The sequence below is a fragment of the bacterium genome (genome assembly GCA_016873475.1).
GTDB lineage: Bacteria > Krumholzibacteriota > Krumholzibacteriia > JACNKJ01 > JACNKJ01 > VGXI01.
Map to the genome: position 1 here is coordinate 1 of VGXI01000077.1, position 13,246 is coordinate 13,246.

A 13,246-nucleotide genomic window follows, 5' to 3' on the forward strand; every position below is an offset into this window, starting at 1 on the left:
TTTTGCTCGTGTAGATCTCCTCGCTCGCCTTCCAGGCGAAGCCCGTCGCCTGGGTCGGTTCCCCGGCCGCGGGCCGGCTCCAGAGCGCCTTCGCCGCCAGCTCGAGGCTGAGCGAGGGCCGCAGGCCGTAGCGCAGGTGCAGGGCGAAGTTGGGATTGACGTCGCTGTAGTCGCGCTCGCCGCCCATCAGCTTCATCGCCGCGGCCTCGCCGCCGAGGCCGAGGCGACCGCTCACGTCCTCCGCGCGCAGCGGGGACGCCCCCAGCAGGAGCGCAAGCAGCAGTGTCCAGCGCTGAGGCGGCAGGCTTCGCATGGCTCTTCTCCCTCGTTACTTGCGCAGCAGGTCGCGGATCTCGGTCAGGAGGACTTCCTCCTTGGTGGGCGCGGGCGGCGCGGCCGGCGCTTCCGCTTCCTTCTTCTTCAGCGTGTTCATCCACTTCACCATCATGAAGATCGCGAAGGCGATGATCAGGAAATCGACGACCGTCTGGACGAAGGCGCCGTACTTGAGCGTAACCGCCGGGGCCTCCGCCGTCGCCTGCTTCATCGTGACAGCGAGGTTCGTGAAGTCGACGCCGCCGAGCATCATCCCGATGGGAGGCATCAAGACATCGTTGACGAAGGAGGCCACGATCTTGCCGAACGCGCCGCCCATGATGATGCCCACGGCCATATCCATCACGTTGCCCTTCATCGCGAAGGACTTGAACTCGCTCATCATGCTCACGACCGTACCTCCTATTGGTTGCGCCAGTGCGATGAACACCGCCGACGATCGAGCGGGCGGCAGTGTAGACGCTCCGCGGGCGCGAATCAAGGTGCCCCGGGCTCTTGACAGTCGGGGCGGTCCCATAGATTGCTCGCGCTCGCCCGCCGTGGGCACAGACGCACCAGCAGAATGTCGACGCCGAAGGCGAGCGCAGCTGGGACGCCCCGGAGAAGTCCACCGACCTCGTAGATCTGGAGTCGATTCTCCGCTTCACGCTGGGCAGCGATGTCGATCCCTTCGTCATTGGGAGAACATCTTCACCGCGGCGATCACCAAGCACATCGCGGTGAACCTCTACCTGCGCTGGGCCTATGACAAGTACGACAACAGCGTGAAGCCGGATGTGGGCCCGGACGGCACGCTGCTCAACGCGGCCGCCGTGGGCGCCGCCGTCCGCAAGGGCGGGCAGTTCAAGCAGACCCTGGCTCTGGGATTCAACTACCGCCTCTTCTAGGCGGCGGCGGGGATCGGCGCGCGGGGTGGGCCCCTTGGACTCACCCCGCGTGCGTTCTGACGGCCGCGCGTTGGCCGATGAGCTGCGAGGCCAGCATGCCGACGAGCATCAGCGCGCAGCCGGCCAGGCGCCGGCCGCCGAGCTGCTCTTCGAGCAGCCACCAGCCGCCGAGCGCCGCGAAGACCGCCTCCAGGCTGAGCAGCACGGCGGCGTGGGCGGGCGGCGCTTGCCGCTGCGCCACCACCTGCAGCGTGAAGGCGACGGCCGTCGAGAGCAGACCGGCGTAGAGCACGGAGGGCGCGCCGCCGCGCAGGTCGAAGGGCAGCCCGTGTTCGTGGACGATCGCGAGACCGGCGCTGAGGACGGCAACCGTCGCGAACTGCAGGAAGGCGATGACGAGAGGATCGTGCCGGCGCGTCCAGCGGGCGATGACCAGCACGTGCACCGCCCAGAAGAAGGCGCCGCCCAGCACCAGCAGCTCACCGTACTCGATGCGCCAATCCGGGCGCACGCTCAGCAGGAAGAGGCCGCCGACGGCGAGCAGAGCGCCCAGCCAGGTGCCGTAGCCGGTGCGCCGGCCTTCCAGGCCGCCCAGCACCGGCACCACGATCACGTAGAGCCCCGTGATGAAGCCCGCCTTGCCGGCGTCCGTGTTGACCATGCCCCACTGCTGGAAGCCGGCGCCGAGGTAGAGCGCGAGCCCCGCCTGCAGGCCGCCGAGCAGCGCGGGCCGCAGGCCGGCGCGGCGAGCGCCGAGGAGCACGAAGGGGGCGAGGGCGAGAGCACCGAGGGCGAAGCGGAATGCGTTGAAGCTGAAGGGTCCCAGGTGCGCCATCCCCTCCCGCTGGGCGACGAAGGCGAAGCCCCAGATGAGCGCGGCCAGGAGCAGGAGGGCATCGGCTTTCAGTTTCACGGGCGGGCGCTCCGCGCGCAGAAGGGAGCGGGAGCATAGCCTTTCTGGGGCTGCCTGTCGATGCCTTGGCCGGCCGGTGGTGGCCTCGACCCGGCGGGCGCTTCAAGTCCGTCGGAGCGCCGTGCTATACTCATGCCCTGCCACCGGCGGCGCCGCTACCACGCCCGAGGCCCCATGCTCCGCTCGCTGCTCGCCTGTCTCGTCCTGCTGATCGCCACGCCGGCCGGCGCCATCACGCTGCGCGCTGCCTTCGAGGCCGCCGGTCCCGGCGAGGGCTACGACAAGCTCGTCGTGCTCGAGGCCGGCGTGGTCTACACGGGCGGCCTGCACGTGGGCCCCATCCTGGTGCCCGAGAGCACGAGCTACTCCGGCGAGGCGGGGTTGAACGTGAAGATCGTCGGGGGCGGCGCCGTGCTCGATCTCGGCGGCAGCCAGCTCGCGATCTCCTACTGCCCGAACCGGCTCGACGTCGAGGACTGCGTCATCGTGAACGGCAGCCTGCGCTACCGCGGCCTCGACTACGAGCCCGATCGCCAGCCGCGCGGCACGGTGCGCCAGGTCACCTTCTATCGGCCGCACGACTACGCGCTGCGCCTCCAGCGCACGGGCAGCGGGATCGTCTTCGAGCGCAACCTCCTGGTCGATGCCGTCGAGACGGGTCCGGACTGGATCTTCAACAACGGCTACCCGATGGATTGGCTGCAGACGGGCCTGAACGTGGCGCTCGGCCTGGGGGGCGCGCCGCTGGTGCGCGACAACTGGAGCTTCCGCAGCAACGCGCACGAGAACGCCGACCCGCTCCTGCACTTCGGCTTCCTCTGAGAGTACGGCTGATTCGCGCCCTTCGCCTGGCAGGCTGCCGGGTCCCCGCCAAACAGCAACCTGATCGGCACGGATCCCCAGCTCAGGGATCCCGAGCACGGCGATTACCGCCTGCAGCCGGGCTCACCAGCCGCCGGCTATGGGTGCCTGAGCTTCCCGGGTCTCCCGCCCGCCCCGCGCCCGCTCGCGCCGGCCGCGCCCGCCGCGGCGCGGCGGCCGGGGCTCGTTCTGGCCGGCGGCGCGCTCCCCGTGCGCAGCGAGATGGTCTGGGACGCCGACACGGTGCGCGTGACCGCCGACGTCCTCGTGCCGGCCGGCAGCACCCTGCGCGTGCTGGCCGGCGTGCGCGTCGAATTCGCGGGCTTCCACACGCTGACGGTAGCGGGCCGGCTGCTGGCCCTGGGAGCGCCGGCCGCGCCCATCCACTTCGACAGCGCCGAGCCCTGGCGCTTCGCGCCCGACTCGACAACAGCGGGCGCCTGGGGCGGCCTGCGCTTTCCCTTCCCGGACGCGCAGCTCGGCGGCTCGCAGCTCGTCTACTGCGTGATCGAGCACGCCAAGGGCATTGGGCCCGCGGCGCCGGGCGGCGCGCTCAGCTTCGCCGCGGGCGCCGACCACCGCGTGGAGAACTGCATCCTGCGCGAGAACGCGGCGGATTACGGCGGGGCGCTCTACTGCTCGCACTACGCGCAGCCGCTCGTCGTCGGCTGCCTGCTCGAGGGGAACCACGCCTTCGTCTCCGGCGGGGCGGTCTACTGCCTGGAGGCGATGCCGCGCCTCGTCGCCTCGACGCTGGTCGGCAACATCGACCACAACCCGCAGATCGTCGATCGCGCGGCGACCGTGACCGCGCTCATCGCGCGCCCGCAGCTCACGGGCTGCGTCGTCTGGGGCAACAGCTTCAACTACTTCGAGAACACGGCGCTGATCAACACCAAGCCCGTCTACGTTCGCTACAACGACCTGCAGACGCCCCACGCCGGCACGGGCAACTTCCTCGCCGATCCGCTCTTCGTCGGCGAGGGTGCGCATCCCTGGGCGCTCGGGGCCGGCTCGCCCTGCGTCGACGCCGGGCCGCCGGACACCACGGGCCTCGCCCTACCGCGCTTCGATCTCGTCGGCCGCGCGCGCGTGCTGGCTGGCCGCGTCGACGCCGGCTGCTACGAGGGCGACGGCAACCTCACCGGCGCGCCCGTCGCGCCGCCGGCCAGCCTGGCGCTCTTCGCGCACCCGAACCCGGTGTCGGCCGGCGGCACGTTCGTCTTCCGGCTGCGCGAGGCAGCGAGCGTGCGCCTGGAAGTCCTGGACATCCGGGGCCGCCTTCAGTCAACACTGAGCGCGGGCTGGCGGGACGCCGGCGAGCACCGCGTCGCCTGGACGCCCCGCGACGCCTCCGGCCGGCGCCTCGCCGCCGGGCTCTACCTCGCGCGCCTGGGCGCCGGCGGGCGGCAGCTCGCCACCTGCAAGCTGCTGCTCCTCGACTAGCGCCTGGGCCGCAGCCACCCGACCGGGAGGGAGCCATGAATCTGAAGGACGCCCGCGCCCTCGTCACGGGGGGCAGCGAGGGAATCGGTTACGCGATCGCGGAGGCCCTGGTCGCCAAGGGCGCCCAGGTGGCGATCATGGGGCGCGACAAGCCGAAGCTGGCGGCGGCCGCCGAGGCGCTCGGCGCGCTCGCCCTGCCCGGTGACGTCGGCGTCGAGGCCGACGCCGTGCGCGTGACCGCGGCAGCGATCGCCGGCCTCGGCGGGCTCGACGTCCTGGTCAACAACGCCGGCTTCGGGCACTTCCTCTCGCTCGTCGACATGACGACCGCGAAGTTCGAAGCCGTCTTTCGCACCAACGTGACCGGCGCCATGCTGATGGCCCGCGAAGCCGCGCGCCACTTCATCGACCAGGAGCGGGGGCACATCGTCAACGTCGGCTCGACCTCGGGGCTCGGCGGCGGCAAGTACTCGACGGCCTACTCGGGCTCGAAGTTCGCGCTGCGCGGCATGAGCGAGTGCTGGCGGGCCGAGCTCAGGCCCTACAACATCCGCGTCACGCTCGTGAACCCGAGCGAGGTGCAGACGGCCTTCTTTGCCAAGCTCGGCCGCAGCCAGGAGCTGAGCGAGAAGAAGCTGCGCCCGCAGGAGATCGCGGACGCGGTGATCGGAGCGCTCGAGATCGACGATCGCGGCTTCATCCCGGAGTTCGCGGTCTTCGCAACCAACCCCTGGTAGCGCGGCGCGCTGGGACCCTTGCGGCCGGCGGAGCGAGGGGCTAGCATCCCCGGCACCGCTCGTGCGGCCCCCTTCAGCCCAGGCAGGTCGGCATGTCGAGTCCTCACCAGTACCCCACGGAGCCGCTCTGGCTGCGCGCCCTGCTCTGGGTAGTCGCCGTCCTGCTCATGCTGGCGGCCGTGGTCTACCAGCGCAGCACCGGCCCTACCTACCCGCGCCAGGGGAGCTTCGCGGCTGGCGGGCGCAGCTTCGATTATTCCCTCGTGCGCAGCGACTGGTCCGAGCGGACGAACGACGCGGCGCGCGTGAGGCTGCCCGATCCCGGCCCGCAGGCGAGCGGCACGCTCTACTGGAAGCGCTACCGCACCGGCGACGCCTTCACACCGGCACCGCTGGCGCGCGAGACGGTGGAGGGCGAGGCCATGCTCGTCGGGCGCCTGCCCGCCCAGCCGGCGGCCGGCAAGCTGGAGTACTACCTGGAACTCGAGACCGGCGAGGCGGCGCTGCGCGTCCCGCCGGCGGCGGAGGCGAACGTGGTCATCCGCTTCAAGGACCACGTGCCCGCCGCCATCCTCGTGCCGCACGTCATCCTGATGTTCTTCGCGGTGCTGATCGGCATGCGCACCGGCCTGGCCGCCATCTTCGCGCCGAGCAGCATGCGCCGCTGGTCCTGGGTGGCCCTGATCGGGATGACCGTGGGCGGCATGGTGCTCGGCCCCATCGTCCAGAAGTACGCCTTTGGCGAGTACTGGACGGGCTTTCCCTGGGGCGGCGACTGGACGGACAACAAGATGCTCGTCATGTGGCTGAGCTGGGTCTTCGCCTGCGCGGTGATCGGCTTCCGGCCCAAGCGGCGCGAGCTGATCCCGCGGGCGGCGGTGCTGCTCGGCGCCCTCGTGATGAGCGCGGTCTACCTGATCCCGCACAGCATGGGCGGCAGCGAGCTGGACTACGGCGCCGTCGAGCAGGGCGTGGATCCGGCCGAGGCGATCCGGACCGGCAAGCGGTGAACTCCGCTCAGCTCCACCTGCTGGCTGTGCATCTGCCGGTGCTGGCCTGTCCGGCCGCGACGCTCCTGCTGCTCCTCGCCCGGGTGCTCCGCAACGAGACGCTCTTCCACACGGGCTGCGCCTTTCTCGTCTTTGGCGCCCTGAGCGCCGCCGCGGCCTACTTCAGCGGTCCCGGCGCCTACGCGAGCCTGGCCCTGCCCGCCGGCCCCGAGCGGGCGCTGGCCGAGGCGCACGGCGCGCTCGGCAAGGGCGCCTTCATGGGGATGGTCCTCGGCGGTCTCGCCGCCCTGCTCGCGCTGCTGCAGGTCGGTCAGGGCGAGCGGGTCTCGCCCTGGCTGCGCTGGAGCCTGCTCGTCGCCGCGCTCGTCCTCAGCTGGCTGCTCGCCTGGACGGCCCACCAGGGCGGGCTGATTCGTCACGACGAGCTGCGCGCCCTCTCGCTGCCGCTCTTTCCGCGTCTGTAGCGCGGTCGCGCCGAACGCGAGGGCGCAAGCGAACGGCCGCCCCTGCCAGGCGGGAGCGGCCGTCCAATCGGTAGCGGAGCCGGAGGGCGCTACTTCTTGCGCTTCTCGACTTCCCTCTTGAGCTCTTCCCTGTTCAGCACCGCGAACTCGACGCGGCGGTTCTTCGTCCGGCCCTCGACGGTGCCATTGTCCGCCACGGGCTTGGTCTCGCCGTAGCCCTTGGTCGTGTACTGGCTGGCGCTGATCTTGGGGAAGTTCTTGGTCAGGTAGTCCAGCACGGCCTTGGCGCGGGCCTCCGACAGGGTCTGGTTGTGGGCGTCGCCGCCGCTGCTGTCGGTGTGACCGCCGATCTCCAGCTTGAGCTGCGGCCACTGCATGAGGATGTTGCCGATCTCCTTGAGCGGCTTCTCGGACTCGGGCTTGAGCGTGGCCTTGTTGGTGTCGAACAGGATCGCCGAGCTGCGGATCATGCCCGTGTCCAGGAACTGGGTCTCCATCTCGGAGACGTCCACCGGGCAGCCCTTGGCGTCGACCTTGGTGCCGGCCGGGGTGTTCGGGCACTGATCGATGCCATCGTAGACGCCATCGCCGTCGCTGTCCGAGGGGCAGCCCTTGGCATCGACGGTAGCGCCCTTGGGGGTGTTCGGGCACTGGTCGACGCCGTCGGGGACGCCGTCGCCGTCGCTGTCGACCGGGCAGCCCTTCATGTCGACCTTGACGCCGCTCGGGGTGTTCGCGGAGAGGGGGAGAGGTCGATCCCATCGAAGACGCCGTCGCCGTCGCTGTCCGAGGGGCAGCCCGTGGCGTCCACCTTGGCGCCCTGCGGCGTGTTCGCGCAGAGGTCGATCCCATCGAAGACGCCATCGCCGTCGCCATCGAGGGGGCAGCCCGTGGCGTCCACCTTGGCGCCCTGGGGCGTGTCGGGGCAAGCGTCCACGTCGTCGGAGACGCCGTCGCCATCGCTGTCGTGGGCCATTGCGCGTCCGAAGGGCCAGGGCCAGCTCAGGTCGTGGACGACTTCGCCGGCCTGGGCGCGCTTGGCGGCGCGCTCAGCGCTGTCCGCCAGCGCGGGAGCGGCCAGCAGGGCCGCCAGTGCGAGGGCCAGGATCCACTTGCTCATCTGCATCTCTCCTCCTTAATACGAATGTCCGCCTAGCGGGGGCCGCCGCCGCGCGATGGCGGACGGGGCGACTGCCGGCGGCCACAATGCAACGGAAGTCGAAATCGGTCAAGTGCCGCCTTGCGCTTCCCGGGCGAATCCTGCGTTCGCGGCGGGGCACATTCATCGCTCGTCCGCCGGGAACCCGCGCAGTCGTATGTCAGCGCGCCGGTTACCCCGGCGAGGGAAGGCGAGGGATGAGGGCGACTGGGAAGGTAGCGGCTCAGGGATTCGAACCCCGGACACGCGGATTATGATTCCGCTGCTCTAACCGACTGAGCTAAGCCGCCAGCGGGACACAGGCTAATGCCCGCTCGGGGCCAAGTCAAGGGGGCCGGCCTTGCCGGACCCCGCGCCATCTGCTAGACCCAGCGCCATGGCGCGCATCTTCGACTGGCGGGACGCCCCCGCCGGTGGCCTGGCCGGCCGCCGGCTCGCGATCATCGGCTACGGCAACCAGGGCCGCGCCCACGCGGCCAACCTGCGCGACGAGGGGCTGGCCCCCCTGATCGGCGCGCGCGCGGGCGGCAGGGCCTGGAACTCGGCCCGGGAGGCCGGGTTCGAGACGCTCGCGCCCGCGGCGGCCGCCGCGGCGGCGGATGTCGTCCTCCTGCTTACCCCTGACGAGACCCAGGCCGCGCTCTACGCGAGCGAGATCCGGCCGCAGCTGAGGCCCGGCGCCGCGCTGGGCTTCGCGCACGGTTTCGCGGTGGGCTTCGGGCTGCTTGACCCGGGGCCGGGGATCGACGTCTTTCTGGTGGCGCCGAAGGCGCAGGGGCGCATGGTGCGGCGGCTCTACTGCGAGGGCCGCGGGGCGGCGGCGCTCGTCGCCGTCCACCAGGACGCCACGGGCGGCGCCTGGCAGACGGCCCTCGCCTACGCCGCGGCCCTGGGCTGCCTGCGCACGGGGGCGCTGGCGACGAGCTTTCGCGAGGAGGCGGTGAGCGACCTCTTCGGCGAGCAGGCGGTGCTCTGCGGCGGGCTCAGCGAATTGGTGCGGGCGGCCTTCGACACCCTGGTGGCGCGCGGCTATGCGCCCGAGATCGCCTACTTCGAGTGTCTGCACGAGGTGAAGATCCTGGCGGATCTGCTCTACGCGAAGGGAATCGACGGCATGCGCGGCCACATCAGCGGCACCGCCCTCTACGGCGACCTCTCGCGCGGCAAGCGCGTGATCGACGCCGCCCTGCGCGAGCGCCTGGCCGGCCTGCTCGCCGAGATCGAGTCGGGCGAGTTCGCGCGCGAGTGGGTGGCCGAGGCGGCCGCCGGCGCCGCGCGCCTGGCCGCGCTGCGCGCCGCCGACGCCGCGCATCCCATCGAAGCCGCCGGCCGGCGCGTGCGCTCCCTGATGCCCTGGCTCGCCGATGACGAGGAGGCTGCTCGATGACCGACCGCGCCTGGCCCGCCCTGCTCGCAATGGCTCTCCTGTTCGCAGGGGCCGCCGCGCGCGCGCAGTCCGCAGCGCCCGAGGGGGAGGAGGCGCCCGCCGTCGTCGACACGACCATCACCACGCCTGAGGGCATCATCATCCGCTACAAGGGCGTGCTGCCGCCCGAGGACGCGCCCGGCAGCCCCGAGCGCGTGGCCCAGGCCTTCCCGCCCGACGACCGCGTGCCGCTCGGTTACGGCTTCAAGTCCCTGCGCTTCTGGAAGGAAGGCGATCCACGCCCGGGGCCGCAGGCGAGCGAGACCCGCGTGATCACCGAGTTCGTCGACCTCCAGTACGCGGGGCCCTACGTGCCCAAGGACAACGCGCTCGCCATGGCCGAGTTCGCCGACTACACCTACTTCGGCATCAAGGAGCGGCTCGGCTGGGCGCTGGACGCGCCCTTCCCCCTGGCCGTGCCGCTGGACCTCGAGCACTGGGGCAGCGAGATGGGCCTGCCCTGGTGGGTGCCGGGCGACGTGCAGAACGGCCGCGTCGTGCTGCAGCCGATCTCGGTGATCACCTCGCGCGGCATGGCGCAGCAGTGCCTGACGCACTACTACGTCGAGTGGCAGCTGCGCCGGCGCACCGGGGAGCGCATTCCCTACTGGTTCCTCTACGGCGCGGGCGCCTTCTTCGGCGACGAGGGAAGCATCCTCGAAGGCCAGGTCGTGGTGCTCAAAGACCGCGAGCTGGACGTCGACTTCGCGACGATGACGCGCGACCTCGAGATCTTCCGCGACCGCGAGCTGATGCTGCGCGAGGTGGCGAAGCCCGGCCTCCTCGAGGAGGAGCGCCTGACGAGCCGCATCGCCTACTGGCGCGCCTTCCGCCTCGTACGGGGCATCATGCTCGGCGAGGGCCTGGGGCCCTTCAAAGCGCTGGTCGCTGCCATGGAAGCCGAGCCCGCGCTGAGTTTCGCCGATGCCGTCCAGCGCCACTATGGCAAGAGTCTGGACGACCTGATCGCCGCCTACAGCCCGCGCTAGGCAGGCGCCCGGAAAGGAAGCCCCCTGAACGTGAGCAGCAGCGCGCAGAGCCCCGCCGCCGCGCCGGTGCGCGTCCGCTTCGCGCCGAGCCCGACCGGCCATCTGCACGTGGGCGGCGCCCGCACGGCGCTCTACAACTGGCTCTTCGCCCGGCACGCGAAGGGCAGCTTCATCCTGCGCATCGAGGATACGGACGCCGCGCGCTCCACCGACGAGTCCGTGCGCGGCATCCTCGAGGCGATGCGCTGGCTGGGCCTGGACTGGGACGAGGGCCCCGAAGTGGGCGGCCCGCACGGTCCCTACTTCCAGAGCGAGCGGCGGGGCCTCTACCGCGCGGCGGCGGACGCCCTGCTCGCGGCCGGCCGCGCCTATCCCTGCTTCTGCACGGCCGAGACCCTGGCCGCGCTGCGCGAGGAGCAGAAGGCCGCCGGCGACGCCGAGCAGGGCTACGACGGCCGCTGCGGCCGCCTCGACCCGGCCGCGGCCACCGCGCGCGTGGCGGCGGGCGAGCCGCACGCCATCCGCCTGCGCGTGCCGCGGGAGGGCGCGGGCGAGGTCGCACTCGACGACTTGATCCGCGGCCGCAGCGTCTTCAAGCACGCGGTGATCGAGGACTTCGTCCTGCTCAAGAGCGACGGCCTGCCCACCTACAACTTCGCCGTGGTGGTGGACGACGATGCGATGGGCATCACGCACGTGATCCGCGGCGACGACCATATCTCGAACACGCCGCGGCATCTCTTGCTCTACGCCGCCCTCGGCTACCCGCTGCCCGCCTTCGCGCACCTGCCGATGATCCTGGGCGCCGACAAGACGCGCCTGTCCAAGCGCCACGGCGCGAGCAGCGTGCAGGAGTTCGAGCGGCAGGGCATCCTGCCCCAGGCGATGCTCAACTACCTGGCCCTCTTGGGCTGGAGCCTGGACGGCAAGACCGAGTTCTTCACGCCGAAGAAGCTGGTCGAGAGCTTCTCGCTCAAGCGCGTGGGCGCGAACCCGGCCGTCTTCGACCCGGACAAGCTGGCCTGGCTCAACGGCGAGCACTTCGCCAGGCTCGATCGCGACGAGAAGGTGCTCGGCACCTACCGCGAGCTCGAGCGGCGGGGGATCGCCCTGCCGCCCGTACCCGAGATCCACGAGCGCCTGGGCGCGATGATCCAGCTCCTCGGCAAGCGCCTGAAGAGCTTCCCCGAGGCGGCCTGGAGCCTGGAGCACTTCTTCCGCGCGCTGCCCGAGTACGACCCGGCGGTCGTGGCCGAGCGGCTCGGGGGAGCGGCGGCCGAGCGACTGGCCGGACTGGCCGCGGCCTTCGGCGCCCTGCCGGCCGGCGGCTTCGCTGCGGCCGAGCTCGAGGCCGCGCTGCGCGGGGAGGCCGCGCGCACGGGCGCCGACGCCGCCGAGCTGATCCACGCCCTGCGCGTGGCGGTCAGCGGCCGCGGGGTGAGCCCGGACATCTTCCGGATGTGCGAGCTGCTCGGGCGGGAGGCGGTGCTAAGGCGCCTGACGGAGCGGGCTTGGGAGCGAGCGGCCGGGGTCGAGGGGGCCTGATTCCGGCGGCCGGGGGGCTTGCACGCCCCCGGGGGATCTGCTACTTTTCGCCGCGTTGCTGCCCCGTCGTCTAACGGCAGGACAACGGATTCTGGTTCCGTTGATCGAGGTTCGAATCCTTGCGGGGCAACCTCTCCTGCGACCGACGGGGCGCTGGAGTCCGGCCCCATCGTCTAGCCCGGTTAGGACATCGGATTCTCGATCCGGTAACAGGGGTTCGAATCCCCTTGGGGCTACCTCAGAGGCCTCCCGCTTCCGGCGGGGGGCCGTCTTGTTGATGGCGCCGGGCCCCCGGGCAGAAAGGTCCACATGGCGAGCACGCCGAAGAAGAGCCAGAGCGCGCGGCCGCGCCTGAAGGCCGTGACGGGGCGCCTGCCCGTGGACGGCGAGGCGACGCTCAAGAAGCGCGTGCGCACGGTGATCGACCAGCTCCCCACGCGCGAGGCGACCAAGCTGCTCCAGGAGACGCTCATCGCCCACTAACCCAGGGCGAGGAGCTGAAGCCCTACCAGGCCGAGCTGGTCAAGCTCCAGCAGCACCTGGAGCGCACGGGCGGCAAGATGATCATCCTGATGGACGGCCGCGACGCCTCGGGCAAGGGCGGCACGATCCGCCGCGTCACCCGCTACATGAACGAGAAGCGCTACCGCGTGGTGGCCCTCGGCAAGCCCAGCCCGCGCCAGCTCAGCGAGCTGCACATGAAGCGCTACATCGAGCACTTCCCGATGGCGGGCGAGATCGTGCTCTTCGATCGCAGCTGGTACAACCGGGCGATGGTCGAGCCCGTCATGCACTTCTGCAGCGAGGCCGAGCACCAGCAGTTCATGGACGACGTGGTGGGCTACGAGGAGAGCTTCATCGCCGACGGCAAGACGCTCCTGCTCAAGCTCTACTTCTCGGTGTCCAAGGACGAGCAGGCGCGGCGCTTCCAGCGGCGCCAGAACGACGCCCTGCGCCAGTGGAAGCTGAGCGAGGTGGACCTGCAGGCGCAGGACTTCTGGGACGCGTTCACCGAGGCGAAGTTCAACCTGCTCAAGCGCACGCACACGCCGCGCACGCCCTGGTTCGTGATCCGCTCGGACGACAAACACCTGGCCCGCCTGGAGACGATCAAGCTCATCCTGGGCGCGATCGCCTACCGCGGCCGCAGCCGCAAGCTGGCCTTCGCGGACTTCGCGCTCAATCCGGCGGTGGTGATCCCCGGCGACGTCGAGCTGCGCAACATGATCGCGCAGCGGCGGCGGCACGGGAAGTTCCTGTACTAGGCTTGGTCCGTCAAACGGCCCCAGGCGAGAGGGACGCAGCGCCTGCCGCCGCCCAGCCCATGCCGGTAGCCATGCCCGACGGCGTGTGGCGTCGGATCTTCTCGCGGCGATGTGCTTGACTTCCGGACATGTTCATACTATAATGCTAGCCTCCCCGCTTCCCGCGTCCTCGATCCTGCGAGGGCTCTCCATGTCCGAGTTCCTGCCG

14 protein-coding genes and 3 tRNA genes are annotated in these 13,246 nt (G+C 71.1%); 11 read left to right on the forward strand and 6 right to left on the reverse strand.

All coding sequences use genetic code 11. The features are described from left to right. The 3 genes from FJ251_07960 to FJ251_07970 all read right to left on the reverse strand — a co-directional run. On the reverse strand, nucleotides 1–313 hold a 313-nt coding region (locus FJ251_07960), incomplete at its 3' end, for a hypothetical protein (GenBank protein ID MBM4117669.1). Between the two features lie 15 nt (nucleotides 314–328). After that, nucleotides 329–727 (reverse strand): large-conductance mechanosensitive channel protein MscL, encoded by a 399-nt coding sequence (gene mscL / locus FJ251_07965; GenBank protein MBM4117670.1) that lies wholly within the window; start codon nucleotides 725–727, stop codon nucleotides 329–331. A gap of 536 nt (nucleotides 728–1,263) precedes the next feature. Continuing rightward, complete coding sequence (locus FJ251_07970) at nucleotides 1,264–2,130, reverse strand: DMT family transporter (protein MBM4117671.1); 867 nt, start codon at nucleotides 2,128–2,130, stop codon at nucleotides 1,264–1,266. 180 nt (nucleotides 2,131–2,310) lie between these two features. Between FJ251_07970 and FJ251_07975 the strand changes: the two genes are divergently transcribed. From FJ251_07975 to FJ251_07995, 5 genes are all read left to right on the forward strand, one after another. Then, nucleotides 2,311–2,958, forward strand: coding sequence for a hypothetical protein (locus tag FJ251_07975; protein MBM4117672.1), 648 nt, complete (start codon nucleotides 2,311–2,313; stop codon nucleotides 2,956–2,958). Nucleotides 2,959–3,207: 249 nt separating this feature from the next. Beyond that, complete coding sequence (locus tag FJ251_07980) at nucleotides 3,208–4,443, forward strand: hypothetical protein (protein MBM4117673.1); 1,236 nt, start codon at nucleotides 3,208–3,210, stop codon at nucleotides 4,441–4,443. Between the two features lie 35 nt (nucleotides 4,444–4,478). Beyond that, a complete protein-coding gene (locus FJ251_07985) occupies nucleotides 4,479–5,180 on the forward strand; it encodes an SDR family oxidoreductase (protein ID MBM4117674.1) in 702 nt (233 codons plus the stop codon). Nucleotides 5,181–5,272: 92 nt separating this feature from the next. Then, the gene (locus FJ251_07990) at nucleotides 5,273–6,190 is read left to right on the forward strand and encodes a hypothetical protein (GenBank protein MBM4117675.1); all 918 of its coding nucleotides are present in this window, start codon (nucleotides 5,273–5,275) and stop codon (nucleotides 6,188–6,190) included. After that, on the forward strand, nucleotides 6,187–6,654 hold the full coding sequence (locus FJ251_07995; GenBank protein ID MBM4117676.1) for a hypothetical protein: 468 nt from the start codon (nucleotides 6,187–6,189) through the stop codon (nucleotides 6,652–6,654). The genes FJ251_07990 and FJ251_07995 overlap by 4 nt, the downstream gene beginning before the upstream one ends. Nucleotides 6,655–6,743: 89 nt before the next feature. Here FJ251_07995 and FJ251_08000 read toward each other — a convergent pair whose 3' ends face one another. From FJ251_08000 to FJ251_08010, 3 genes are all read right to left on the reverse strand, one after another. Then, a complete protein-coding gene (locus FJ251_08000) occupies nucleotides 6,744–7,361 on the reverse strand; it encodes an OmpA family protein (GenBank protein MBM4117677.1) in 618 nt (205 codons plus the stop codon). Further along, nucleotides 7,358–7,780 carry a hypothetical protein gene (locus FJ251_08005; protein ID MBM4117678.1) on the reverse strand — a complete coding sequence of 141 codons (423 nt, stop codon included), beginning with the start codon at nucleotides 7,778–7,780 and terminating at the stop codon, nucleotides 7,358–7,360. Before FJ251_08005 ends, FJ251_08000 begins: the two co-directional genes overlap by 4 nt. Before the next feature lie 246 nt (nucleotides 7,781–8,026). Next, a tRNA-Met gene (locus tag FJ251_08010) sits at nucleotides 8,027–8,103 on the reverse strand. An 86-nt stretch (nucleotides 8,104–8,189) separates the two neighbouring features. Between FJ251_08010 and ilvC the strand changes: the two genes are divergently transcribed. The 6 genes from ilvC (at nucleotide 8,190) to FJ251_08040 (ending at nucleotide 13,038) form a co-directional block, all read left to right on the forward strand. Next, complete coding sequence (gene ilvC / locus FJ251_08015; protein ID MBM4117679.1) at nucleotides 8,190–9,200, forward strand: ketol-acid reductoisomerase; 1,011 nt, start codon at nucleotides 8,190–8,192, stop codon at nucleotides 9,198–9,200. Continuing rightward, nucleotides 9,197–10,228 carry a hypothetical protein gene (locus FJ251_08020; protein MBM4117680.1) on the forward strand — a complete coding sequence of 344 codons (1,032 nt, stop codon included), beginning with the start codon at nucleotides 9,197–9,199 and terminating at the stop codon, nucleotides 10,226–10,228. The genes ilvC and FJ251_08020 overlap by 4 nt, the downstream gene beginning before the upstream one ends. Before the next feature lie 30 nt (nucleotides 10,229–10,258). Continuing rightward, nucleotides 10,259–11,773: a glutamate--tRNA ligase gene (locus tag FJ251_08025; GenBank protein MBM4117681.1), complete on the forward strand. Its 1,515-nt coding sequence runs from the start codon at nucleotides 10,259–10,261 to the stop codon at nucleotides 11,771–11,773. A 59-nt stretch (nucleotides 11,774–11,832) separates the two neighbouring features. Then, nucleotides 11,833–11,906, forward strand: a tRNA-Gln gene (locus FJ251_08030). Nucleotides 11,907–11,935: 29 nt separating this feature from the next. Continuing rightward, nucleotides 11,936–12,012, forward strand: a tRNA-Glu gene (locus FJ251_08035). Between the two features lie 258 nt (nucleotides 12,013–12,270). Continuing rightward, nucleotides 12,271–13,038 carry a polyphosphate kinase 2 gene (locus tag FJ251_08040; GenBank protein ID MBM4117682.1) on the forward strand — a complete coding sequence of 256 codons (768 nt, stop codon included), beginning with the start codon at nucleotides 12,271–12,273 and terminating at the stop codon, nucleotides 13,036–13,038. The last annotated feature ends 208 nt before the right edge of the window (nucleotides 13,039–13,246 follow it).

What these genes read in the sequence shown, in the direction of transcription:
- FJ251_07975 (MBM4117672.1), top strand. Translation starts at nt 2,311, where the DNA reads ATGCTCCGCTCGCTGCTCGCCTGTCTCGTCCTGCTGATCGCCACGCCG.
- FJ251_07985 (MBM4117674.1), top strand. Translation starts at nt 4,479, where the DNA reads ATGAATCTGAAGGACGCCCGCGCCCTCGTCACGGGGGGCAGCGAGGGA.
- FJ251_07990 (MBM4117675.1), top strand. Translation starts at nt 5,273, where the DNA reads ATGTCGAGTCCTCACCAGTACCCCACGGAGCCGCTCTGGCTGCGCGCC.
- FJ251_08000 (MBM4117677.1), bottom strand. Translation starts at nt 7,361, where the DNA reads ATGAAGGGCTGCCCGGTCGACAGCGACGGCGACGGCGTCCCCGACGGC.
- FJ251_08005 (MBM4117678.1), bottom strand. Translation starts at nt 7,780, where the DNA reads ATGCAGATGAGCAAGTGGATCCTGGCCCTCGCACTGGCGGCCCTGCTG.
- ilvC (MBM4117679.1), top strand. Translation starts at nt 8,190, where the DNA reads ATGGCGCGCATCTTCGACTGGCGGGACGCCCCCGCCGGTGGCCTGGCC.
- FJ251_08020 (MBM4117680.1), top strand. Translation starts at nt 9,197, where the DNA reads ATGACCGACCGCGCCTGGCCCGCCCTGCTCGCAATGGCTCTCCTGTTC.